The 22410-nt window shown below is 59.4% G+C and carries 20 protein-coding genes and 1 riboswitch; of the genes, 8 read left to right on the top strand and 12 right to left on the bottom strand.

The window, feature by feature from the left end; genetic code table 11:
* Window positions 1-3: 3 nt before the first annotated feature.
* On the bottom strand, window positions 4-681 hold the full coding sequence (locus tag R0125_RS01340; RefSeq protein WP_317237943.1) for a response regulator transcription factor: 678 nt from the start codon (window positions 679-681) through the stop codon (window positions 4-6).
* Between the two features lie 337 nt (window positions 682-1018).
* On the opposite strand from R0125_RS01340, the gene R0125_RS01345 reads away from it, so the two are divergent.
* From R0125_RS01345 to R0125_RS01360, 4 genes are all read left to right on the top strand, one after another.
* Window positions 1019-1969: an ABC transporter substrate-binding protein gene (locus tag R0125_RS01345; RefSeq protein WP_317236868.1), complete on the top strand. Its 951-nt coding sequence runs from the start codon at window positions 1019-1021 to the stop codon at window positions 1967-1969.
* Window positions 1966-2742 (top strand): ABC transporter permease, encoded by a 777-nt coding sequence (locus R0125_RS01350; RefSeq protein ID WP_317236869.1) that lies wholly within the window; start codon window positions 1966-1968, stop codon window positions 2740-2742. The genes R0125_RS01345 and R0125_RS01350 overlap by 4 nt, the downstream gene beginning before the upstream one ends.
* Window positions 2735-3403 carry an ATP-binding cassette domain-containing protein gene (locus R0125_RS01355; RefSeq protein WP_317236870.1) on the top strand — a complete coding sequence of 223 codons (669 nt, stop codon included), beginning with the start codon at window positions 2735-2737 and terminating at the stop codon, window positions 3401-3403. Before R0125_RS01350 ends, R0125_RS01355 begins: the two co-directional genes overlap by 8 nt.
* Window positions 3404-3644: 241 nt before the next feature.
* On the top strand, window positions 3645-4073 hold the full coding sequence (locus tag R0125_RS01360) for a tetratricopeptide repeat protein (protein ID WP_317236871.1): 429 nt from the start codon (window positions 3645-3647) through the stop codon (window positions 4071-4073).
* Between the two features lie 6 nt (window positions 4074-4079).
* Here the strand turns inward: R0125_RS01360 and R0125_RS01365 are convergent, their stop codons facing one another.
* From R0125_RS01365 to R0125_RS01380, 4 genes are read right to left on the bottom strand one after another with little or no spacing between them, the layout of a single operon-like run.
* Complete coding sequence (locus R0125_RS01365; protein ID WP_248181431.1) at window positions 4080-4886, bottom strand: ABC transporter permease; 807 nt, start codon at window positions 4884-4886, stop codon at window positions 4080-4082.
* Window position 4887: 1 nt separating this feature from the next.
* Window positions 4888-5610 (bottom strand): ABC transporter ATP-binding protein, encoded by a 723-nt coding sequence (locus R0125_RS01370; protein WP_317236872.1) that lies wholly within the window; start codon window positions 5608-5610, stop codon window positions 4888-4890.
* Window positions 5607-6581, bottom strand: a complete 975-nt coding sequence (locus R0125_RS01375; RefSeq protein WP_317236873.1) for a YVTN family beta-propeller repeat protein — start codon at window positions 6579-6581, stop codon at window positions 5607-5609. The genes R0125_RS01370 and R0125_RS01375 overlap by 4 nt, the downstream gene beginning before the upstream one ends.
* Window positions 6582-6612: 31 nt before the next feature.
* Entirely contained in the window at window positions 6613-7806 is a 1194-nt protein-coding gene (locus R0125_RS01380; RefSeq protein WP_410797539.1) for an ABC transporter substrate-binding protein, read from the bottom strand.
* Window positions 7807-8066: 260 nt separating this feature from the next.
* Between R0125_RS01380 and pedF the strand changes: the two genes are divergently transcribed.
* The 3 genes from pedF (at window position 8067) to R0125_RS01395 (ending at window position 11442) form a co-directional block, all read left to right on the top strand.
* On the top strand, window positions 8067-8495 hold the full coding sequence (pedF, locus tag R0125_RS01385; RefSeq protein ID WP_317236874.1) for a cytochrome c-550 PedF: 429 nt from the start codon (window positions 8067-8069) through the stop codon (window positions 8493-8495).
* A gap of 47 nt (window positions 8496-8542) precedes the next feature.
* Window positions 8543-9475 (top strand): transporter substrate-binding domain-containing protein, encoded by a 933-nt coding sequence (locus tag R0125_RS01390; protein WP_317236875.1) that lies wholly within the window; start codon window positions 8543-8545, stop codon window positions 9473-9475.
* A 191-nt stretch (window positions 9476-9666) separates the two neighbouring features.
* On the top strand, window positions 9667-11442 hold the full coding sequence (locus R0125_RS01395; RefSeq protein WP_317236876.1) for a PQQ-dependent methanol/ethanol family dehydrogenase: 1776 nt from the start codon (window positions 9667-9669) through the stop codon (window positions 11440-11442).
* A gap of 84 nt (window positions 11443-11526) precedes the next feature.
* On the opposite strand, the gene R0125_RS01400 is transcribed toward R0125_RS01395, so the two are convergent.
* The 3 genes from R0125_RS01400 to R0125_RS01410 all read right to left on the bottom strand — a co-directional run bounded on the left by R0125_RS01400 (window position 11527) and on the right by R0125_RS01410 (window position 14548).
* On the bottom strand, window positions 11527-12312 hold the full coding sequence (locus R0125_RS01400; protein ID WP_317236877.1) for an ABC transporter ATP-binding protein: 786 nt from the start codon (window positions 12310-12312) through the stop codon (window positions 11527-11529).
* The gene (locus R0125_RS01405) at window positions 12312-13127 is read right to left on the bottom strand and encodes an ABC transporter permease (protein ID WP_317236878.1); all 816 of its coding nucleotides are present in this window, start codon (window positions 13125-13127) and stop codon (window positions 12312-12314) included. Before R0125_RS01405 ends, R0125_RS01400 begins: the two co-directional genes overlap by 1 nt.
* A 67-nt stretch (window positions 13128-13194) precedes the next feature.
* Window positions 13195-13308, bottom strand: a riboswitch (guanidine-I (ykkC/yxkD leader).
* Between the two features lie 208 nt (window positions 13309-13516).
* The gene (locus R0125_RS01410; protein ID WP_317236879.1) at window positions 13517-14548 is read right to left on the bottom strand and encodes an alpha/beta fold hydrolase; all 1032 of its coding nucleotides are present in this window, start codon (window positions 14546-14548) and stop codon (window positions 13517-13519) included.
* Between the two features lie 174 nt (window positions 14549-14722).
* Between R0125_RS01410 and glnT the strand changes: the two genes are divergently transcribed.
* Window positions 14723-16081: a type III glutamate--ammonia ligase gene (gene glnT / locus R0125_RS01415; RefSeq protein ID WP_317236880.1), complete on the top strand. Its 1359-nt coding sequence runs from the start codon at window positions 14723-14725 to the stop codon at window positions 16079-16081.
* A gap of 8 nt (window positions 16082-16089) precedes the next feature.
* On the opposite strand, the gene R0125_RS01420 is transcribed toward glnT, so the two are convergent.
* From R0125_RS01420 to R0125_RS01435, 4 genes are all read right to left on the bottom strand, one after another.
* Complete coding sequence (locus tag R0125_RS01420) at window positions 16090-16701, bottom strand: TetR family transcriptional regulator (protein WP_317236881.1); 612 nt, start codon at window positions 16699-16701, stop codon at window positions 16090-16092.
* 308 nt (window positions 16702-17009) lie between these two features.
* Window positions 17010-18077: a putative urea ABC transporter substrate-binding protein gene (locus R0125_RS01425; RefSeq protein WP_317236882.1), complete on the bottom strand. Its 1068-nt coding sequence runs from the start codon at window positions 18075-18077 to the stop codon at window positions 17010-17012.
* A gap of 68 nt (window positions 18078-18145) precedes the next feature.
* A complete protein-coding gene (gene uca / locus R0125_RS01430; protein WP_317236883.1) occupies window positions 18146-21781 on the bottom strand; it encodes an urea carboxylase in 3636 nt (1211 codons plus the stop codon).
* The gene (locus R0125_RS01435; RefSeq protein WP_317236884.1) at window positions 21772-22410 is read right to left on the bottom strand and encodes an urea amidolyase associated protein UAAP2; all 639 of its coding nucleotides are present in this window, start codon (window positions 22408-22410) and stop codon (window positions 21772-21774) included. Before R0125_RS01435 ends, uca begins: the two co-directional genes overlap by 10 nt.

The raw sequence follows: 22410 nt of genomic DNA on the forward strand, positions 1-22410 counted from the left end.
GGATTACCGCTTCAGGTATTGGCTGAAATCCACGTCACTGGCCGACAGAATCGCCTGCACCCGGTTGTGCACCCCCAGCTTGCGCAGGATGGCAGACACGTGGGCTTTCACTGTGGTTTCCGCGATGTTCAGGTTGTAGGCAATCTGCTTGTTGGACTCGCCCTTGGACATGCGTTCCAACACCAGCAGCTGGCGGCGGGTCAGGGAGTTCAGCAGCTCCGGGGAGATGGGGTTGTCCTCATGGCGGCTTCGGCGATTGGTGCTTTCCTTGCCGGTACGGATGATGTCCGAGGGCAGGTAGACGTTGCCATTGAGGATCTGCTGGATGGCTTCGGTCATCTGGGCCCGGGGCGACGACTTGGTAATGAAGCCGCAAGCGCCGTAGGTGATGGCCTGCAGCACAACCTGTTTGTCTTCTTCCGCAGACACAATAACCACCGGTATGGTAGGGGCCTCGTTGCGCAGCGAAATCAGGCCGTTGAGACCGTGCATTCCGGGCATGTTGAGATCCAGCAGGATCAGGTCGAGGTCATCGTTTTCACGGGTGAGGTCCAGAGCGCTGTCGAGATCTGCAGTTTCGATGATCTCGCTGCCGACAAATCCTGAGGAGATCACGCTGCTGATGGCTTCGCGAAACAGGGGGTGGTCGTCGGCAATCAGAATCTTGTAAGCCGGCTCCATGGGGGCATCTACCTGATCGTGGTCAATTTCGGGAATGGCTTCCGCTGTATCATAGCGCTTTTCGGAAGTGAGTGCGGCATTGAGCTTATCAAGCATGGCGGCCTCCTGTGCAAAGGCACTCCGGTATCGGAGTTGATCCTCTGGTTATTATTGTGATGATTTCATTACACGCGATATGCGCCGCCGGTTGAATGCGACCATCGCACCAAAAAACAGGCACCAAAGTACTATTCTTGCCTGGTAGCGGGCTTCGTATCGTGGAGGGATGAACCAACAACCGATAATAACCCCAGCGCCGGAATCCTCTTCTACCCCCGGCCGACCATTCCTGCGGGCCATGCCAGCTCTGTTGTTTGTCTTTTTGCTGGCAGGCTTCGTCCATGCGGGTGATAGAAATTCTGCACCACTGCCCGTGCTGTCCGTCAGCGTGCTGCAGTTCGGCACCGCCCACTGGGAACTGGGCCACATACTGCACCGGGAGCTGGACCAGAAGAACGGCTATCGCCTTGAACTCAAATTGGTGGCCAACCTCCCGGCCTCGCGGCTGGCAGTGACCAGTGGATCGGTAAACGGCGCTGTGGCCGACCTGCTCTGGACGCAGTCCCGGTTCGAGGCGGGAACACCCTATCTGTATGTGCCTTTCTCGTCCCGGATTGGTGACATCGTGGTGCCGGAAGATTCCGACATTCGCTCCGTGGCCGACCTGGCGGGCAAGCGCATTGGCGTTGCCGGCGGCCCGGACAGCAAAGGCTGGATCCTGCTTCAGAGAGTGGCCGGGCAACAGGACATCAGCCTCGAGGATTCCGCCGACATCCAGTTTGCGGCGCCGCCACTGCTCAGCCAGGCCCTGAAGCGGGAACAGGTGGACGTGATTGTGACCTATTGGCACTTCGCCGCCCGACTGATGGGAGAGGGCGGCTGGCGCTCCGCCTTCGGGATGGCAGACTTACTGGATGCCCTGGATATGGATCGCAATCTGCCGGTGTTGGGGTATGTGTTTCCAGCAGACTGGGCTGCGGATCACCGTTCGCTGGTCGACCGTTTTGCTGCCTCCCTGCATCAGGCGAAGACGGAACTCGCAGACGACTCACACTGGCAGCGGCTGCGGCCGATCATGGGCGATCCGGAAGCCAGAGTGTTTGAGGCCCTGCGGGACGGCTTTGTAACCGGCACACCTGCCCCCCAGACCGATAAACGGGTTGCCGACCTGCATCGGTTACTGACCCTCACCGGCGCCGATCCCGACAACCTGATGCCGGCAGACCTGTTCCACCGGAGACAGCCGTGAGCAACCGATCCGGGAGCCCTCCGGCCTGGAGCTACTGGGTGGTTCTGCCCTTGTTTGTCCTGCTCTGGGCGGTAGTTGCCTGGTTGCTCAAAACGCCCTTGCTACCCACTCCCCTCGACGTTCTCGACACCGTCATCCGGGAATCAGTCTCAGGTGAACTCTGGCACCACCTGGGCGCAACACTCGGGCGCGTCATCGTGGCCTTTGCCCTGGCAATGCTGCTGGGCACCGCAATTGGCGTCGCCATGGGCCGCTCGAAAACCACCAATGCATTGTTTGACCCCATGCTGGTGCTACTGCTCAACCTGCCGGCACTGGTCACCATCATTCTGATGTACGTCTGGTTCGGCCTGGTGGAAGTGGCTGCGGTGATGGCTGTGGTCATCAACAAAGTGCCCAATGTGGCGGTCACGGTACGCGAAGGCGCACGCAGCCTCGATTACCGGCTCGAAGAAATGGCCACCATTTACGACTTCACCCACTGGCAGCGGTTCCGTGAGGTCTGGGTACCGCAACTCTTCCCCTACCTCATGGCCGCCACCCGTGGCGGACTGGCCCTGATCTGGAAAATCGTCCTGGTGGTGGAACTGCTGGGCCGCTCGAATGGTATCGGTTTCCAGTTGCACATGGCCTTCCAGGTATTCGACGTAGCAGCCATCCTCGCCTACAGCCTGGCGTTTATTACCGTGGTCCAGCTTCTCGAACTGGCCATCCTTCAGCCCCTTGAGCGGCGTTCCAGCCGTTGGCGCCAGCCGGAGACCGCCCATGCTTGAACTGCGGATTTCCGAGCGTACTTTCGGCCAGCCTGTACTGGGGGAAATCTTCGCAAAAATTGAGCGGGGAGACCGCATCTGCCTGCTTGGGCCTTCCGGTATAGGCAAAACTACACTTTTGAACGCCATTGCCGGGCTCGATGAGACCATTCCGGCGAAGGCCATGATCGGCGCTGTGAAGCTACGGGTTGGTTATCTGTTTCAGGAGCATCGTTTGCTGCCCTGGCGGACTTTGAGCGCCAATATTCAGTTGGTTGGCGCGACATTTCAAGAAGCAGCTGGCTACCTTGCCAGTGTGGGGCTGAAGGGGTATGAGCACTACCTGCCAGACCAACTCTCGCTTGGTATGGCCAGACGGGCGGCCCTGGCGCGGTGTCTGGCGGTTAAGCCAGATTTGTTGTTGCTGGATGAACCTTTTGCATCGCTGGATCCGGTGATGGCCGGTGGGCTGAAAGTTCTGATTGCGGGGATCATGGATGCCAATCCCGGGATGGCGATGATCTGCGTGACTCACGATGGCGATGATGCGGAAATATTGGCGAATCGGTTGTGGTATCTCGACGGCAAGCCGGCTCGGTTACAGTGGGATGATCGGGTTGGTGAATCCGGTTTGATTGATGGGGTGTTGAAGCGGCTTCGTCATAAATTGGAGGATTCTTAAGATCGTTTGCCCCGTTTGCGATAGCTTTTCTCAGTGATACAGAAGATCAAAGATGTCAGCTGTATCCCGCTGCCTCCGGAGCCCCTGGTGCCTATCCTTTTAAATGAGGGAACCTAGGAAACTTTCGTAGGAAGCGCGAACGTCAACGAGTAAAGTCGCAAACCTTCGTTACGTTAGAGTCAAGGACGCCGGTATTTGTGGGTGATCGTTTGCAATCGTCTTTTAATCCCCGGAGGCTTTCATGCAACGCCAATGCGCTAGAAAATGGATGGTTATGGCCGCGAGCTTTTTGATGTTGCTTTCGCCTGCCGTGAATGGGGACGAATCGGAACAGCAAATGGGCGTGGCCCGCGAGATGGTTAAAGTGCTTGAGGCATATGCCGTATATAAGATGGGCCAATATGACCTGGCTTTCGAGCGCTACCAGGCGCTCGCAGAATCGGGTAGCCACCAGGGCATGTACAATCTGGCGAATATGTATGCGAATGGCCTGGGTGTGGAGGAGAGTGATGCCAAGGCATTCGAGTGGTATTTGAAAGGGGCAGAAGCCGGCGACAGATTAAGTATGTCTGCAGTGGCACAAGCTTATGCGCGCGGTCTGGGAACCGAAGCAGACCCGATCCAGGCCGACTTTTGGCAAGCAAAGGCGGCGGTGGAGTCTGATGAATAATGCTGCTCAGGCGGGTTTGGAGGTTGCAAGTATCTTGGTTCGTTGAGGTCTGAACCCAGCGGTCGCGAGTAGGGACAAGACCAAAGTCACCGTTGCGGTAATGCCATAAGCCATCGGGTTCCATTCCAAGTACAGAGAGAATCGGATCGCCTCTACTGCGTGGGTGAATGGATTGAACTGGCAAATCCAGTAGAGCCAGGGGCTGGCTTCGTTCATGCGCCAAAGCGGGTAAAGGGCAGATGACATGAAGAACATTGGGAAAATGACAAAATTCATCACCCCGGCAAAATTCTCCAGCTGTTTGATCCAGGTAGCGATCAGCAACCCTAACGCCCCCAGCATCAGGCTGGTCAGAATCAGCGCTGGCAAAACGACCAGATAGCCCCAGGCCGGTGGTTCGACATCCACTAACAGGGCCAACAAAAGAAAAACGTACACTTGCCCGACAGACACAATCCCCATGGCCAGCAATTTGGTCACCAGTAGAAACGGTCGCGGCAGAGGGCTCATCAACAGCACTCTCATGCTGCCAAGCTCCCGGTCATACACCATGGAAAGCGCGCCCTGCATGCTGTTGAACAGGATGATCATGCCGCACAGGCCGGGGGCAATGTAGGTCTCGTAAGTGATGTAGGTCTGATAGGGCGGAATGATGGAAATGCCCAGCACTGCACGAAAACCGGCAGCAAACACCACCAGCCACAGCAGTGGCCGCACCAGTGCGCTGGCGAAGCGGGTGCGCTGCTGCCAGAAACGTAACCATTCCCGGGTCTGGATGCCGACGAAACAGTGCCAGTAATGCGCAGCTTTCATATCATCCGGCTCCTGTCAGGGTATGGAAGGTTTCCGCCAGGTCGTGGGTGCCTTCGGCTGCGCAGATGTCATGCCCGGCGCCGTCGGCCAACAGTTTGCCTTCGTGGAGGATCAGCACCCGGTCTTCCGGGCGAACTTCCTCGATAAGGTGGGTGGCCCAGAGCACGCTCAGGCCATCGGAGTCACAGAGCGTGCGTACGTGATCGTTCAGCCCCCGGCGGCTAGCTACATCGAGCCCCACAGTGGGTTCATCCAGCAATAACAGAGAAGGTTCGTGGAGCAGGGCACGTGCGATCTCCACCCGCCGGCGGTGGCCGCCGTTGAGTTTTCGCACCGGTTCGTTCGCCCGCTCCAGTAACTGAAAACGTTCAAGCTCGCGGTCGCCCCGCACCCGGGCCTCCTTGCGTGACAGGCCATGAAGCGCAGCGTGGTAAAGAAGGTTCTGGCGCACGGTCAGATCCATGTCCAGGGCATTCTGCTGGAATACCACGCCAATTTGACGCATGGCCTCGGCCGGCTGTTTTTTCAGGGATTGCCCGGCCATCAGAATATCGCCCTGCTGCAGCGCAAACAGCCGTGTCAGCAGGCCGAACAGCGTGGACTTGCCGGCGCCGTTCGGGCCTAGCAGGGCATGAAAACCGCCAGAGGTCAGCGCGAAGCTGACCTCTTTGAGCACCGGCTTGTTGCCGTAGCGAAAGCTGAGGTTGCGGGCTTCAATGGTCATGAGGTGGGATCGATGACCACGCCCCAGGGGAAGCGGCCCACCTTGATGGATTTGATGACCTTCAGTTCTTCCACATCTATGACCGATACATCACTGGAAACGCCGTTGGTGGTGTAGAGAAAATTCTCATCCTTGTCCAGGTCCAGCTGCCAGACCCGGGCACCTACCAGCAGGTAATCCAGCACTTCGTAGGTCCGGGCATCCACCACGGCGACATGGTTTGAGGGACCGAGGGCAACGAAGGCGTACCTGCCGTCGGACGTGAGTTCGATGCCGACCGGCTGCACCCGATCCCGGGGCACACCCTTGATCTGGAAATCGATCTGCTTGATCTCCTCTATCTTGTCCACATCGAAGATATGCACGGTACCGCCGATCTCCGCCGAGGCCCAGGCAATCTTGCTGTCCTTGCTGAATTCGACGTGGCGGGGGCGCTGGCCCACCACAGTGTTCTTCTCGATCTCAAAGGTTGCGGTGTTGATCCAGTGCAGCATGCTGGAGGTTTCACTGGTGTTCACCGCCCACTTGCCGTCCGGGCTCACCGCCATGCCTTCGGGCTCCACACCCACATCGATCTGGGCCAGAACGTCTTTGGTTTCCACATCCACCACAGTCACGATGGCATCGTCTTCATTGGCGATGAACAGGTGACGGTTGTTGGGGTGCAGGGCAAACTGCTCGGGGTCCTCGCCGGAGGGAAGGGTGTCGACGATCTTGCGAGTGGCCAGGTCCAGTACCTGGACAGTATCGTCGTCACTGGCGCAGATATAGAGCTTGGTGTAGTCCTTGGACAGCAGAATGCCTCTCGGGCGGGCACCTACTTCAATGGTATCCACCACTTCGTTGGTCTCCGTGTCGATGACCGAGAGGGTGTTGTCCTTCTCGTTGGACACGTAGGCCAGGCTTGCCAGTGCCGGGGCGGAAAGCCCGATGGCTGCAGCCAGGATTGCGATTCTGAAAGCATTCTTCATGCTCAGTGTTCCTTCTTGTTCTTCAGCAGGGTCAATGGATCCGACAGTCACTCTCTGGCCTGTCATAGCCCAGGGTGTCCAGTTCGGACTCGGGATGCAGGAAACCTTCAAGTGGTGGCGTCGCAACCAATCCTCGGGGATGAACCAGAGGGATTGGCTGGCGAAGCTGCCCGTTCCAGGGCCGGTAAGTCAACTTGCGGCCCTTGAAGGCGGCGAGCTGGAAATCGTCGGAAAACAGATGCTCGCGAATGTTCGAATGGTCGGCTTCACTGATCCCGGTCACAGTGGTGCCGATGGAGCGGATGGCGGCCCAGGCGGCATAATCCTCGCTGTTCATTTCGCGTCCGGCCAGTTCCCGGAAACGGTTCTGCAGCTGCGCGGCGCCCCAGGCTTCCACTACCCCATGCCAGGCTTTCGGTCCCATGCCCTGGGTGCCAACCACCGGTCGAGGGAGCCAGGTGTTGAACGGCACGTATTCGCCGAAATCACCTCGCACGTCTGCGACCACCGTGGCATCGTAATCACGGGCCTGGGTAAACACCGGCAGCTCCTTTGAGGCTGTGCGCCGCAGGTCGGAGTCGAAGGTCCAGGGCTTGTCGGCAATGATGTCCAGGCCGAACCGTTTGCTGGCACGGCGGAACGCGTCGGCCCAGGCTTTGTCCTGTTCGGTGGGGCCGGTTATCAGGAACACTTTCTTCCAGCGCCGCATGTTCAGCCACTGGGCAAGGGCATCGGTCAGCATGGCGTATGAGGGAATGGTGTGCAGGACGTTGGGCCGGCATTGGCTGATCCGCAGGCTATCGTCCGAGGCACCGGTGTTGAACAGTAACGCTTTACCGTCAGTCTTTTTTGCCATCGCCTGGAGTGTGCCTGCGGGAACGCGGGTCACAAGCAGACCAATACCGTTCTCCACCATGCCATCGAGGGCGGCCAGGGCACCCTCCTCATCGCTGGCGATGACGGTCTCAAGAACATACATCTGGTCGAGAAACCTGCCGGTGGCATTGTTATCGGCAATCCCCAGTTCGGCCCCGCGCAGGCCGGCGTCTTCCGGTTCCGGAGTGACATTGGAGAGTACCGGCCCCTGATCAGGCACCCAGTGGATATAGCCAATCCTGACCTCAATAGCTATCGCTGCAGCTGGAGCCAGCAGCCAGCTACAGAGCAGTGATGTGACCAATAGCCTGCGGTTGGTAATCATGGTTGCGGCCTTCTCAATGTGCATTTTTTGTTCTTGCATCCAGCTTAGAGAAGACAAGTAGCCGTCGAAATATTCAGAAAGTAGGAAACGGGCGGTACTAAAGAACTATTCTTGAGCTCCACCTGCGGTAATCCCTCCTGAACCTACTACCAAGGAACTAGAACGAATGCGCCAAAGTGGCATTCTGATCGCTATGGCGTGTTCCTAGACTTGGGAGAGGTTGCTGGCAATGCATTTACAACAAACAGCCAGCGCACAGCGATTCATCATAGAGGTATAACAACATGTCAGTTTCTTTTTCATTCAAGGCCATGGTTGCCGCCGGTTTACTGGCGACAGCAGGCTTTGCCATGTCTCACGGGGATGTCACGCCCCAGGAAGTGGATACCGGAAGCCTGCCCGATCTGGGGAAGGAAGCCCTGACGGCAAACCCGTTCCGCGAAGGTAATGAGCACGGTGACAAGCTCAATGAGGCGGTCAAGGTCGGCAAGAGCGGTTACGCAGGCAACTGTGCGGTTTGCCATGGCATTGAAGCCATGTCCGGAGGTCTGACCCCTGATCTGAGAGAGCTCTCGGAGTGGGATGATGAATATTTTATCGGACGTGTAATGAACGGCACCGGGCGAGGCATGCCGTCGTTCAAGGACAACCTGGATCAGACCGCCATCTGGGCGATCAAGACCTATATTGAATCGGTCCCTGCACCGGAATGATGAGTTGCCTGTAACACATGTCCAGTGGTCTGCTAGGAGGTAAATCCATGAAGTCAGCTTTTCATGCCTTGATGCTGGTGCTGCTGATTGTGGGTATCAGCCAGGTCCAGGCCCAACAGGCCCGCAGCCTGATTCCGGACCGCACCCTGGATATCGTACAGGATACCGGCTATCTCAATGTTGGGATGTATAAAGACTTTCCACCCTATTCCTATGAGGTGGACGGTGAAGCCAGGGGGGTGGACGCAGATCTGGGCCGCCGCATTGCTGAGGGGCTGGGAGTGGAGTTTCGTCCCTATTGGATTATTCCGGATGAAAACCTGGGTGACGACCTGCGTAACCATATCTGGAAGGGGCATTACCTGGCGAAAACCCGGGTTGCCGACATCATGATGCGGGTGCCTTATGACAGTACCTTCAAGTATATGCGAGATTCCACCGGCGAGATGATCAACGAGCAGGTGGTGTTTTTCGGCCCCTACCAGCAGGAGCGCTGGCAGATTGCCTTCGACATGGGCCGCCTGGATGGTGTTGAAACCGTTGCGGTGTTCCAGTATCACCTGATCGGCGTTGAGATAGACACGCTTCCGGCCACCTACCTGACATCCGCCTTTGGCGGCCGGTTGCGCAATCAGGTCCAGCATTACCGGAATGTCGGTGAGGCTTTCAACGCTATGGGCGAAGGAAAGGTTGCTGGCGTGATGGGTATGCGGGCAGAAATTGAGCACCAGTTGGAGGCCTACCAGGGTAATGGCTTCACCAAGGCAGGAAATGGATTCCCCGGCATGACCAAACAGGTATGGGACGTGGGCTTGGCCGTTCGCCATACCCACAGGGCCCTTGGTTACGCTATTGGCGCCATTGTGGACCGGATGGTCAGGTCCGGAGAGATGGCGGAGCTTTACGCCAGCCACGGGCTTTCCTACAACCGGCCCGGATACTACGACGAAATTCTTGGCCGCGAAGAGCGTGGCGAATAAACCGTTACTGCCCTTTGAGCCCGCCAAGTGCGGGCTTTTTTATGGGGGGTCTTACTACCAAGTGATGAGAAAACCTGTTCCGGCGGTTAATTGTTGGGATTGCGTGTCAGGCAAAGAATGGTCAATAGAGGCGGGAAGACTTCCCGGTTCGCTGCACACACAGACAACAAGAGACTTTGGAGAGCGCAACCATGAGATCGAATCTGTTTGGTAAACAGTTTGCCGCCAGTGCGCTGGCGCTGGCTGTATCCCTGGGGGCCCACGCGGTCACCGATGAAGACATCCTGAACGACCAGGACACCGTTGACGATATCGTGAGCTACGGTATGGGTGTCCAGGGCCAGCGTTTCAGCCCGATGACCAGTCTGAACACAGACAACATCAAGTTCCTGCAGCCGGCATGGGCGTTCTCCTTCGGTGGTGAAAAACAGCGGGGTCAGGAATCCCAACCATTGATCAAGGATGGCGTCATGTATGTGACAGCGTCCTACTCACGGGCTTATGCAGTTGATGCGCGTACCGGTGAAGAAATCTGGCAGTACGATGCCCGTCTGCCGGATGGCATCATGCCCTGTTGCGACGTGGTCAACCGGGGCGGAGCCCTGTACGACGACCTGTTCATTTTCGGTACCCTCGACGCCAAGCTGGTCGCCCTGAACAAAGACACCGGCAAGGTGGTGTGGATCAAGAAAGTCGCCGATTACCAGGCCGGCTATTCCATGACTGCAGCCCCGCTGATCGTCAAAGGCAAGCTGATCACTGGTGTGTCCGGTGGTGAGTTCGGCATTGTTGGCAAGGTTGAAGCCCGTGACCCCAACACCGGTGACCTGCTGTGGATGCGGCCCACTGTGGAAGGTCACATGGGTTATGTTTACCGGGATGGCAAGGCCATCGAAAACGGCATCTCCGGTGGCAAAGCAGGCAAGACCTGGCCTGGCGACATGTGGAAGACCGGTGGCGCTGCGACCTGGCTGGGTGGCACCTACGACCCCGATACCGACTCGCTGTTCTTCGGCACCGGCAACCCGGCCCCGTGGAACTCCCACCTGCGCCCCGGTGACAACCTGTTCTCATCCTCCCGTGTCGCCATAGACCCGGAAGATGGCAGCATAAAGTGGCACTTCCAGACCACGCCCAATGACGGCTGGGATTACGACGGTGTCAACGAGCTGATCTCCTTTGATTACGAAGAAAACGGCAAGACCGTCAAGGCCGCCGCCACCGCGGACCGTAACGGCTTCTTCTACGTGCTGAACCGTGAGAACGGCAACTTTATCCGCGGCTTCCCGTTCGTCGACAAGATCACCTGGGCCGAGGGCCTGAACGAAGATGGCAGCCCGATCTATAACACCAAGAACGGCCGCCCAGGAAACCCGGCGGATGCCGGCGGTGAGAAAGGTGAAACGGTTGTTGCCTTCCCGGCGTTCCTGGGGGGCAAAAACTGGATGCCCATGGCTTACAGCAAAGATACCGAGTTGTTCTACGTGCCCTCGAACGAGTGGTCCATGGATATCTGGAACGAGCCGGTATCTTACAAAAAAGGGGCGGCATACCTGGGCGCCGGGTTTACCATCAAGCCAGGTAACGACGAGTTCATCGGCGTGTTGCGCGCCATGGATCCGAAAACCGGAGAAGAAGTCTGGCGCTACAACAACCCGGCTCCGCTCTGGGGTGGTGTGCTGGCGACCGCCGGTAACCTGGTTTTCACCGGCACACCGGAAGGGTTCCTGAAAGCCTTTGACGCCAAAACCGGTGAGGAGCTCTACAAGTTCAATACCGGAACCGGCGTGGTTGGTACCCCGGTAACCTGGCAGATGGACGGTGAGCAGTACGTCTCCATCTCCTCTGGTTGGGGCGGCGCCGTACCTCTGTGGGGCGGTGAAGTGGCCAAAGTGGTTAAGGACTTCAACCAGGGCGGTACGGTCTGGACCTTCAAGCTCCCGAAAGATCGGGTTGCCAGCAAGTGATGGCAGATTGACAACAACATCTTAGTTGTCAAAAAAGGGCTACCTCCAGGTGGCCCTTTTTTGTGCCCGCGGAAACCTGACCTGTCAGGCGGCCTGATGCCGGGCGGTTTCGTTGACAGACTGATTGATATCCTCCAGCAGCCGCTGATCGGTCTGGCCAATCGGCAGGTCGTAAGTGATCGTGGCACCGAAGGCGGCGGGGTCGTGAGGGTCACGGCGCACCTTGTCGAAGACCAGCAGCCGTGTGCCCAGGTAGAAGCCTTCTTTCAGGTCATGGGTCACCATGAAAATGGTGGTGCCGGTCTCCTGCCACAGCTTCAGCAGCAAATCGTGCATGTCACCGCGAATGCCGGGGTCCAGCGCACCGAAGGGTTCATCCAGTAACAACACCCGCGGGCGCATGATCAGCGACTGGGCAATGGCCAACCGTTGCTGCATGCCGCCGGACAGTTCGTGGGGCCACTTGTGAGCGGAAGGGCTGAGGCCGACCGAGTCGAGCATGGCGTCCACCCTCTCCAGCGCTGCTTTTCGAGCACTCCCGAAGAGCTTGCCGAGCCACGGTTTCTGTTCCAGTTCCAGCCCCATCAGCACGTTCTGGCGCACCGTCAGATGAGGAAAGACCGAATAGCGCTGAAACACGATGCCACGATTGCGGTCGGGCTCCCCGGGAAAGGCCTCGCCCTCCAACAATAGCCTGCCCCGACTGGCGGTTTCCTGACCCAGCAGCATTTTCAGGAAGGTGGACTTGCCGCAGCCGGATGCGCCCACCAACGTGCAGAATTCGCCCTGGCTGACTGCCAGGTTGAGATTTTCCAGCACCACCTGATCGCCGTACTCTTTCCAGAGATTGCTGACCGTAATGAAGCTCATCAGTGGCCTCCTGCGTTGTACCAAGGGAACAGCCTGCGGTTGGTAAAACGCAGGCACTGATCAATAACGATGGCGAGAACAGTAATCCAGATGACGTAGGGCAGAATGACATCCATCGCCAGATAGCGTCTGACCAGGAAAATGCGATAACCAAGACCCTCGGTGGACGCGATGGCCTCGGCCGCGATCAGAAACAGCCAGGCCGGTCCGAGGCTGAGCCGCACGGCGTCAATCAGCCGCGGTAGCACCTGAGGCAGGGCCATACGGGTGATCACCTGCCAAGAACTGGCCCCCAGGGTCTGGATCTTGATCAGCTGTTCGCCGGGCAGTTCCCGCACCCGCTGGGCCACGTCCCGCATCATGATGGGGGCGGTGCCGATGACGATCAGCATGACCTTGGAGAGTTCCCCGAGGCCGAACACGATAAACAGGATAGGCAGGATGGCCAGTGGCGGCACCATGGAGAGCGCCGACACCAGCGGTGCGAGATTGGCCCGAACCATGGGCAGCACGCCATTGACGATGCCCACCACCAGCGCCAACAGCGCCGCGATGCCCACTCCCATCGCCAGTCGCGCGAGACTGGCGGTGGTGTCCTGCCACATCAGGTAATCGCCGCTGCGGCGATCCTCCTGGAACGCCATGCGGTCGACCGCCGCCGTCATCTGCTCGAGGCCGGGCAACAGTTTGTCGTTGGGGTTGTCCGCCAGGCGCTCCTGGGAGGCCAGGCTGTAGATCAACATGATCAGCAGGAAGGGCAGCAGGCCAAGCAGCGTGGCGGACAGGCGCCCCGGATGGCGGTTGATCAATCGCATAAGGTGGTCTCCTCTGGTCATGCAGCACGGCAAGGGCATCGCGGGCAACAGCGTCCCTTGCGATTCAGTCTCCCGGGCTTTTGTCCCGCCGTGTAACCTCCCAGAGGTCGGTAACTCTCGGACCAGCCATCCAGGCGCCTCTCGTAGCGCCGCCCGGACCGGAACCCTAGTCACCCATTGTGTCCGTTGTGTTCTCCGCCTCAGGGGCGGTATTGCCATAAAACACGCTGTGAACGGATCGGGTTAATCGAAACCCGTCATCCCGGAGGGTGCAGGTGGCGTGCCAGTTTTGCCACATGAGCGCTTCCGCTGTATGGGGGGAGTGGCGGGCAACCCGGGGCGCACTAAGGCAGTGCGCTGGAGACTGGCGCGCACCCTCTTGGCTCCCTTTACGTGAGTGCTGAGCACGCCAGTAGTGAGTCGGCTGCGGCAAGGACCTGATGCTGACTCAGGGGTTCCCGGCCGGCACCGCCGGCGATGTGGCCCCAGTCCGATGGCAGCACATCAAGCTGGGCCTTCGGTATCTGTTGTGCATCGAGGGCGGCGTCGGTGGCAGTGAAATAGAGGTCTGTCGCCCCCGGCATCATCCGTGTTGGCATGGTGATCGCCGCCAGCGCCGCCCGGTAGTTGCCACAGAACACCGGATTGTCACTGATATCACCTTGCTGCCAGGTGTCCAGCACCGTCAGCAGGTTATTGGCGTCCTGGCCCTGATGGTCGTCCTCCCAGAACCGCAGCAGCGCCTCGATGGAGTCGAAGCCCAGATCCCGCCAGCGCTCGTGGCGGAAGAATGCCTGGGAGTAGGCCCAGCCGGCGTACACCCGGGCGAATGCTCGCAACCCGCGCAGCGGGGGCTTGCGGTAGTGGCCGTCCAGAAAGTTCTGGTCGCAGGTCAGGGCGGCTTTTACCCCTTCCAGAAACACCCGGTTGTGGGGGTGGCAACGGGCTGTACAGCAGGTTGCCAGCACCGACCGTACCTGATCTGGAAACAGGCTGCCCCACTGCAGTGCCTGCATGCCGCCCATGGACCAGCCCATGGCGAGGGCGATGCTGGCACCGCCATACACCTCGTCCACCAGGCGCTTCTGCAGCATCACGTTGTCGTAAAGGCTGACCCGCGGAAACGCTGCACCTGCTTGCGGACCCGGAGTGTTGGAAGGTGAGGACGATTCGCCGGCGCCGAGCAAGGCCGGGATGACAATGCAGTAGCGCGCCGGATCAAGGGGGCTGTGTTCGCCCACCCACGGATGGTTACCCGTCGCTGCACCGCCGTAGTACGTGGGCAGCAGAATCAGGTTGTCTTTTGGTGCGTTCAACTGCCCGATCTGATGGTAGTGCAGCCGGGCAGCATGCAGGGTTTCGCCGCCGGACAGGGGTAGGTCGCCGGCCTCGAAATCGTCTTTAAACCACTGGTTTTTCATTGATTAGGCCCTTTTCCCGATGCCGGATCCGGCGCTGATTGCTCACCTTAAAGTCATTATATATACATGCTGGCATGTAAGTTGAATGGTCAGAAACAAGAAAGAAACGTGCCAGAAGTGACATCGATCGCCCGCATCACCGGGCTCCGAGCGGAATCAGAGAGAGGAAGCATCATGACCGAACCGACCAACACCCAGGCCCTGAAACAGACACTGGCCGACGCCGGCGTGAAGTACGCCATTGCCAGCTACGTCGACATGCACGGCATTACCAAAGGCAAGTTTGTGCCCATTGCGCACCTCGGCCAGATGATGGAGGGCTCCGAGCTCTACACCGGTGCCGCGCTCGACGGCGTGCCCCAGGACATCTCCGATGACGAAGTGGCCGCCATGCCGGATGCCGGGGGCGTGGCCATCTGTCCCTGGAATCGCCAACTGGCGTGGTTTCCCGGCAACCTGTATCTCAATGGAGAACCCTTTGAGGCCTGCTCCCGCAACATTCTTCGTCGCCAACTGAGCGCGGCTGCCGCCATGGGCTACCGATTTAACCTGGGCATCGAAACCGAGTTCTTCCTGTTCCGCGACACTGAGGAGGGCGGCTTTGCGCCCCTGAGTGATCGCGACACCCTCGGCAAACCCTGCTACGACCCCCGCACCCTGATGGACAATCTGCCGGTTATGGACGAGCTGGTAGACGCGATGAACGAACTGGGCTGGGACGTGTATTCTTTTGACCATGAGGACGCCAACGGCCAGTTCGAAACCGACTTTAAATACGCCGATGGCCTGACCATGGCGGACCGCCTGGTGTTCTTCCGCATGATGGCCAACGAAATTGCCCGCAAGCACGGTGCTTTCGCCAGCTTCATGCCCAAACCTTTCGCCGACCGCACCGGCAGTGGCGCCCACTACAACATGTCCCTGGCGGACATCCAGACCGGCGAGAACCTGTTCGAGCCCGGGGGAGACGACCTGCACAGCTGCGGCATCAGCAAGATCGCCTACCACTTTATCGCCGGTGTGCTGAAACACGGCGCCGCCATCAGCGCGGTCATTGCCCCCACGGTCAATAGCTACAAGCGCCTGGTGCGCCAGGGCAGCATGTCCGGCTCCACCTGGGCGCCGGTGTTCATGTGCTATGGCTCGAACAACCGCACCAACATGATCCGCATCCCCGGCATGGGCGGACGCATCGAGTGCCGCGCGGCAGACATCGCCTGCAACCCTTATCTCGGCAGCGCGTTGATCCTCGCCGCTGGTCTGGAAGGCATTCGCGAAGGCCTGGATGCCGGTGCGCCGCACCATGAGAACATGTACGACTACAGCGATGCTGAAATTACCGAGCAGGGCATCGAGTATCTGCCCCGCAACCTTGGCGAGGCGGTGGAGGCTTTCGAGGCCGATCCACTGGCCAAAGAGGTGTTCGGCGAGTCGATGTTCAACAGCTTTGTGGCGTACAAAAAAGGGGAATGGGAGAGCTACCAGAACCATGTGTCTGAGTGGGAGGTGAAGCGGTACCTGAAGATGTTCTGAGGAGTCTGTTATTTCTTCCCGAGTAAGGCCCAGAATTGCCGTTGAAAAAACGGCATTTCTTTTTTCAGAGAAAACAACGTCGGAGCAAACAACCACGTCTGGGTAATACCCATCAGGTAGGTATAACTCAACAAACCCAGATCCTTCGGGTCTTCCCTCGTGGTGATCAAACCCTTGTCCGCCGCTTGCCCCGCCAGATCGCGAAACAACCCGATAATCGACTTGGTCAGCGCCCGCTCCCGTTTGAGGGTCCGGCTCATGGCATCCGTCAGTTCCGTCTTGTTCAGCAGAATCTCGAACGACTGTCGGTATTGCCTGTTATTTGCCAGCAACCCAAGCCACCGTTCAATAAAATGGTCCATGGCTTCGATTGGTGTTTCACGCATGGCGCCGCATTCCGCAACCAACGCTTCAAGTGGTTCCTGGGAATAAGCCAAAACGGCTTCGTACAAGTCGTCCTTGTTCTCAAAATGCCAGTAGATCGGCCCTCGGCTACAGCCAGCCTCTTTGGCAATACGGCTCAGCGTAGTGAGGGAATAACCATCCCTGCTGAACAGCTTCAATGCGGCTTCGAGAACCGTCTGGCGAGTCTTCTCAGCATCTTCCTTGGTACGACGCATAGTTGGTTATGTTCTCCGGCTTACTCGGAAGTTGGGGGTTGGTGTTCGGTTCGGCTCTCCAAAACTGTGCGGAGCCATGGATGGCGGAGCCCAAGCGCCCCATGGGTTCGGCCGAGCGCTTATGAAGCAAAGCTTCATGCGACAGCCGAACGACCGCAATCTATGATTGCGGGCCGGACCCCGCAGGGGGGCCGAAGGAGCGTGTTTTGGAGAGCCGAACCGAACACCAACCCTACCCAAAAGCCAACAAAAAAGGGCACGAGTAATCGTGCCCTCAGCTGCCTAACGAGGCAAGCAATGACTGCGAATCAGATCTCGCCGTCAGCCGCCATCTGCATGTAGCTGTCATCAAACCGCAGCTTCACGTTGGCCTCGTCACCCATGATGGAGCCGTCCGGAAACTCGATGCCCACAAAGTCCGGGCTCATGGCACCCTGGCCCAGCAGGCCCTTGTCGAACGAGAACTGACGAACACTGTCCATCGCCTCCCGGGCTTCTTCGCTGCGGATGAACTCCACTGAATTCTCCGGTTTCCAGAACATCTTCATGCCATCCAGCTGGGCCTCATAGCCCGCCTGGTCCGTGCCGGACAGCTCACCCAGAAACGCCCGCGCCTCGGCACCCGCTTCGGAATCGGCGGCGAGAATACTCATGGTCTCATACCAGGCACCGACCAATGCCTTGCCCAGCTTGGGGTTGTCCGCCAGGGTTTCGGTGTTCACCAGCGTCAGGTCCTTGATGTGCCCCGGAATCTGGCTGGAATCGAACAGCGGCGTCGCCCCGGGATAGTTGGTCACTTCAGTAAGCAAGGGATTCCAGGTCGCTACATGGCGAACATCGTCGGTCTGGAAGGCGGATACCAGATCCGCATCGGAGATGTTTACCACGCTGATATCGCGCTCCTCCAGTCCGACGGTGTTCAGCGCCCGAACCAGCAGGTAGTGGGAAACCGAAAGCTCGACCAGGTGAACCGTCTCACCTTCCAGCTCTTCAATGGACGTGGCGTCTTTGGACACCAGCCCGTCGTTGGCGTTGGAGTAGTCACCCACAATCAGCGCCGTGGTATCAAGGCCGGACGCTGCCGGAATCGACAGGCCGTCCATGCTGGTGGCGACCACGCCATCGAACTGGCCGGCGGTGTATTGATTGATGGATTCGATGTAGTCGTTGACCTGCACGATATCCACCTCGATGTCGTACTTGTCGGCCCACTTCTTCATGATTCCGTAGTCTTCGGCGTACTGCCAGGGCACCCAGCCAGCGTAGATGGTCCAGGCGATGCTGAAGGAATCCTTCTCTTCGGCCAGTGCGCCGACGGACAGGGATGCGGTCAGCAGGCCGGCCGCCAGACGTTTGCTCAGGTCAGATGTTTTCATGGTGTCTCTCCTCGGGCTTTGCCCGTGTTGGTCGAACGGGTGTTTGTTGACGTCAGGTTGGTTGGCATTCATTGGCTGATCTCTTCCACGATCACCACCGGCGTGCCCGGCGACACCGCCTGGCCTGCATCCCTGCGCACATCGACGACGCGGCCGGACACGGGGCTCAGCAGTTCAATTTCCATTTTCATGGATTCGATAACCGCCACCGGCCGTTGGGCCTCGATAGTGTCGCCGGGCTTGACCAGGCACTCCCAGAGGTTGCCGGCCACGTGGCTTTCCACCGCGTGCTGGCCTGCGGGCAGGTTGGCAATATCGTCACCACCGGTCTCCTCGATCGGTGCCTCGGCACTGAAGTTGATCTGGCCGGATTCGATCCAGCGCTGCAGCTCCTCATCAAAGGCCTGCTTGCGCTTGTCAGTGAAGCTCCGGATCTCGTCGGTGTTGTCGGTCAGGAACTGTTCGTAGTCCTTCAGATTGAAGCGGGTCTCTTCAACGCGGATCGGGTAATCACCGTTAGGAAAGTCCCGGCGGATCTGTTGCAGTTCTTCGGCGCTGACTTCGTAGAAGCGCACCTGATCGAAGAATCGCAGCAACCAGGGCTTGCCGGGCTCGAAGAGGTCCGTGGTGCGGTAGCGATTCCACATCTGCAGGGTACGGCCGACAAACTGATAGCCGCCGGGGCCTTCCATGCCGTAGATGCACAGATAGGCGCCACCAATGCCCACGGAATTCTCAGCGGTCCAGGTGCGGGCCGGGTTGTATTTGGTGGTGACCAACCGGTGGCGTGGGTCCAGCGGGGTGGCCACTGGTGCACCGAGGTAAACGTCGCCCAGGCCCATTACCAGGTAGCTGGCATCGAAGACGGTCTTCTTGACCTCGTCGATGCTCGCCAGCCCATTGATACGGCGGATGAATTCCAGGTTGCTGGGGCACCAGGGGGCGTCCTTACGCACCGACTGCATGTATTTGGCGATGGCGGTCTGGCAGGCCGCGTCATCCCAGGACAGGGGAAGGTGCACGATGCGTGCGGGCACGTCCCATTCCGGCTGCTTTTCCAGCTCCTTTTCGGCGCTGACAAGCAGGTCCAGCAGGGTGCGCTGATTCAGTGTCTGGCTGTCGTAATGCACCTGCAGTGACCGGATGCCCGGCGTCAGCTCCAAAATGGCGTCGTGGTTCTGTTTCCGCAGCCAGAGCATCAGGGCGTGGGCGCGGAAGCGCAGGCGGATATCCAGCTCCATGGGGCCGTATTCCACCAGCACATAGTTGTCGCCCGCGGCGCGATACACCACACCGGTTTCATGGTTGCTGGTGCTCAGCGAGTCCAGAATCGGGGTTTCCGGTTTGACAGGTGTGATGTGAGTGGTGGCTGCCGTCAGAGTGGCTACGGATTCATCCAGTGCTTCCCGCAGGGCCACCGCCTGATTCTGGCTCACCGGCACGAACTGAACCTTGTCGCCGGCCTTGAGCTGGCCCAGTTTCCAGAGATCGGCACTGATCACCGTGACCGGGCACACGAAGCCGCCGAGGCTGGGGCCATCGGGGCCCAGAATCACTGGCATGTCACCAGTGAAATCCACGGTGCCCACGGCGTAAGCGTTGTCGTGGATGTTGGAAGGGTGCATGCCGGCCTCGCCGCCGTCGCTGCGGGCCCATTCCGGTTTCGGGCCAATCAGGCGAACACCGGTGCGGCTGGAGTTGTAGTGGATTTCCCACTCGCTGGCAAACAAGGTGTCGATGTCTGGGCCGGTGAAATAGTCCGGTGCCCCGTGGGGGCCATAGGTCACGTGCAACTTCCAGGTTTTGCCGATGGCCGGCTTCAGCTCGTTCGGCAGGGTAGTGGCAGCAACCGGTTTGGCATCGCTCAACGCCAGCACATCCCCGGCCCGCAGGGCGCGGCCACAGTGGCCGCCGAACTGCCCCAGGGTAAACGTACTGCAGGAGGTGAGGTATTGCGGGCAGTCCAGGCCGCCACGGAACAGCACGTAGGCGCGGGCGCCATCGCCGGTGGTGGCGCCGAGTTTCAGGGTGTCGCCGCGAGCCACGTCGATCACCTGCCAGAAATCGACCGGCTCATCGTTCAGGGTCGCCCCCAGCGCTGCGCCGGTAAGCACAATCTGGGTGGCCCGGTTAAAGCTGAGTACCGGCCCCTTGAGGGTGATTTCCAGGCCCGGCGCTTTTTCCGGGTTGCCCAACAGCCGGTTACCGAGCCGGAACGAGTAGCTGTCGAAGGGGCCGGAAGGCGGTACACCGATTTCCCAGTAGCCGATCCGTCCGGGGTAGTCCTGAATGGTGGTCATGGTGCCGCCACTGAGCACGTCCACGGTGGCTGGCTGGTAGTCGAACTCATTGAGAGTGCGGGTGAACAGGCGGCCTTCCACAAATCGTGAGTCATGCAGCACCTGGCGCACGTACTCGAGGTTGGTCTCGATGCCGTAGAGCTGGCTGTCGTCGAGAGCCTGTATCAACCGTTGCCGGGCGGATTCCCGGTCGGGCTCGTGCACAATCAGTTTGGCCAGCATGGGATCGTAAAGAGGCGACACTTCTGTACCCGGGTGGATCCAGGTGTCGATGCGCAGGCCGTCTTCGTTCGGCCATGCCACGTTGGTCAGCAGGCCGGCTCCGGGCTGGAAGTCCTTGTTGGGATCTTCGGCATAGATCCGCGCCTGGATGGCGTGACCGGAGGCGGTGAGCTTGCTCCTCAGTCCGTCCAGGTCGGGCAGGGTGCCGGCGCCCAGTTCCACCATCCAGCGCACCAGGTCGACACCGTACACCTGCTCGGTAACGCCGTGCTCGACCTGTAAGCGGGTATTCACTTCCAGGAAGTAGAACTCGGTGGTGTCCGGGTCGTAGATAAACTCCACGGTGCCGGCGCTGCGGTAGGCAATGCGTTCGCCGAGCTGGCGGGCGGTGGCGTGCATGCGGGTGCGGACGGTGTCCGTCAGGCCAGGCGCGGGTGCTTCCTCGATCACCTTCTGGTTGCGGCGCTGGGCGGAACAATCCCGTTCGCCCAGCGCCAGCACCTGACCCCTGCCGTCGCCAAACAGTTGCACTTCAATGTGGCGCGCGTGCTCCACGAATTTTTCAAGGAACACGCCGCTGTTGCTGAAGTTGTTCTGGCTCAGGCGCTGGACCGATTCGAAGGTCTTGCCCAGATCTCCGGCGCTGTAGCAGCGGGACATGCCGATGCCACCGCCACCGGCGGTGCTTTTCAACATCACCGGGTAGCCGATGGTTTCCGCCGCCTTCAGTGCGTCTTGCAAGTCAGTCAGCAGGCCGGTGCCGGGCAACAAGGGTACGCCCGCCTCCTCGGCCAGGGCCCGGGCAGTGTGTTTGAGACCGAACTGTTCCATCTGTTCTGGCGTGGGGCCAAGAAACACCACGCCTTCGGTATCGCAGCGGCGGGCAAAAGCCGCGTTCTCACTGAGAAAGCCGTAGCCCGGATGGACAGCGCCGGCGCCACTCTTACGGACGATCTCGAACAACTTGTCCTGATCCAGGTAAGTGGCTGCAGCAGAGCCTTCGCCCAGAGGCCAGGATTCGTCGGCCTGTCGTACATGCAACGAGTCCGCGTCTGCTTCGGCGTAAACCGCTACGGATGTGATGCCCATGTCGCGCAGGGTGCGGATGACCCGGCAGGCAATGGCGCCTCGGTTGGCGATCAGGACTTTGTCGAGCGTACGGAGGGTGCCGTTCAGCGCCATACCAGCACCTCGATCGGTGTCGGGTTCCAGCCGTTGCAGGGATTGTTCAGCTGGGGGCAGTTGGAGATCATCACCAGCACGTCCATCTCCGCCTTCAGCTCAACGTATTTGCCAGCATCGGAGATGCCGTCGGCAAAGGTCAGGCCGCCGTCGGCGGTGACCGGCACGTTCATGAAGAAATTGATGTTGTGGGTGATGTCGCGCTTGGTCATGCCCAGTTCTTCATGCTCGGTCACGGCCACCAGCCAGCTGTCGCGGCAGGCGTGCATACATTTTTTCTCGAGGGCATAACGGGTGGTGTTGCTCTCCGCCGCGCAGGCACCGCCGAGGGTGTCGTGACGGCCGCAGGTATCGGCGGTGATTTCCAGCATCACGTTGTTCTCCGAGGACATCAGCTTCGAGCCGGCGGTCAGGTACACATTGTTCTGCTGGCGGATGGTGTCCACGGCGCTGTATCGCTCGGTGGGATTGTGGGCGTTGTAGAACAGAGTGTCGGCCGCCTGGTTGCCTTCGAGGTCCAGGATACGGACGGTTTCGCCGGCCTTCACGACTTTCAGGAAATACTCGCCTGCCGGTACGGTTTCACGGAAGGCGGCGTTGTCGGGGTTCAATTCGCTGTGCTTGATCAT

The organism is Marinobacter sp. M-5, assembly GCF_032911545.1.
In the GTDB taxonomy this organism is placed as follows: Bacteria; Pseudomonadota; Gammaproteobacteria; order Pseudomonadales; family Oleiphilaceae; genus Marinobacter; species Marinobacter goseongensis.

Excerpts from the sequence above, each read along its gene's own strand:
- R0125_RS01405 (WP_317236878.1), bottom strand. The coding sequence starts at position 13,127 with ATGCGATTGATCAACCGCCATCCGGGGCGCCTGTCCGCCACGCTGCTT.
- R0125_RS01390 (WP_317236875.1), top strand. The coding sequence starts at position 8,543 with ATGAAGTCAGCTTTTCATGCCTTGATGCTGGTGCTGCTGATTGTGGGT.
- R0125_RS01340 (WP_317237943.1), bottom strand. The coding sequence starts at position 681 with ATGGAGCCGGCTTACAAGATTCTGATTGCCGACGACCACCCCCTGTTT.
- R0125_RS01395 (WP_317236876.1), top strand. The coding sequence starts at position 9,667 with ATGAGATCGAATCTGTTTGGTAAACAGTTTGCCGCCAGTGCGCTGGCG.
- R0125_RS01375 (WP_317236873.1), bottom strand. The coding sequence starts at position 6,581 with ATGAAGAATGCTTTCAGAATCGCAATCCTGGCTGCAGCCATCGGGCTT.
- uca (WP_317236883.1), bottom strand. The coding sequence starts at position 21,781 with ATGGCGCTGAACGGCACCCTCCGTACGCTCGACAAAGTCCTGATCGCC.
- glnT (WP_317236880.1), top strand. The coding sequence starts at position 14,723 with ATGACCGAACCGACCAACACCCAGGCCCTGAAACAGACACTGGCCGAC.
- R0125_RS01435 (WP_317236884.1), bottom strand. The coding sequence starts at position 22,410 with ATGATCAAGCACAGCGAATTGAACCCCGACAACGCCGCCTTCCGTGAA.
- R0125_RS01425 (WP_317236882.1), bottom strand. The coding sequence starts at position 18,077 with ATGAAAACATCTGACCTGAGCAAACGTCTGGCGGCCGGCCTGCTGACC.
- R0125_RS01355 (WP_317236870.1), top strand. The coding sequence starts at position 2,735 with ATGCTTGAACTGCGGATTTCCGAGCGTACTTTCGGCCAGCCTGTACTG.
- R0125_RS01400 (WP_317236877.1), bottom strand. The coding sequence starts at position 12,312 with ATGAGCTTCATTACGGTCAGCAATCTCTGGAAAGAGTACGGCGATCAG.
- R0125_RS01420 (WP_317236881.1), bottom strand. The coding sequence starts at position 16,701 with ATGCGTCGTACCAAGGAAGATGCTGAGAAGACTCGCCAGACGGTTCTC.
- R0125_RS01410 (WP_317236879.1), bottom strand. The coding sequence starts at position 14,548 with ATGAAAAACCAGTGGTTTAAAGACGATTTCGAGGCCGGCGACCTACCC.
- R0125_RS01365 (WP_248181431.1), bottom strand. The coding sequence starts at position 4,886 with ATGAAAGCTGCGCATTACTGGCACTGTTTCGTCGGCATCCAGACCCGG.
- pedF (WP_317236874.1), top strand. The coding sequence starts at position 8,067 with ATGTCAGTTTCTTTTTCATTCAAGGCCATGGTTGCCGCCGGTTTACTG.
- R0125_RS01370 (WP_317236872.1), bottom strand. The coding sequence starts at position 5,610 with ATGACCATTGAAGCCCGCAACCTCAGCTTTCGCTACGGCAACAAGCCG.
- R0125_RS01345 (WP_317236868.1), top strand. The coding sequence starts at position 1,019 with ATGCCAGCTCTGTTGTTTGTCTTTTTGCTGGCAGGCTTCGTCCATGCG.
- R0125_RS01380 (WP_410797539.1), bottom strand. The coding sequence starts at position 7,806 with ATGCACATTGAGAAGGCCGCAACCATGATTACCAACCGCAGGCTATTG.
- R0125_RS01360 (WP_317236871.1), top strand. The coding sequence starts at position 3,645 with ATGCAACGCCAATGCGCTAGAAAATGGATGGTTATGGCCGCGAGCTTT.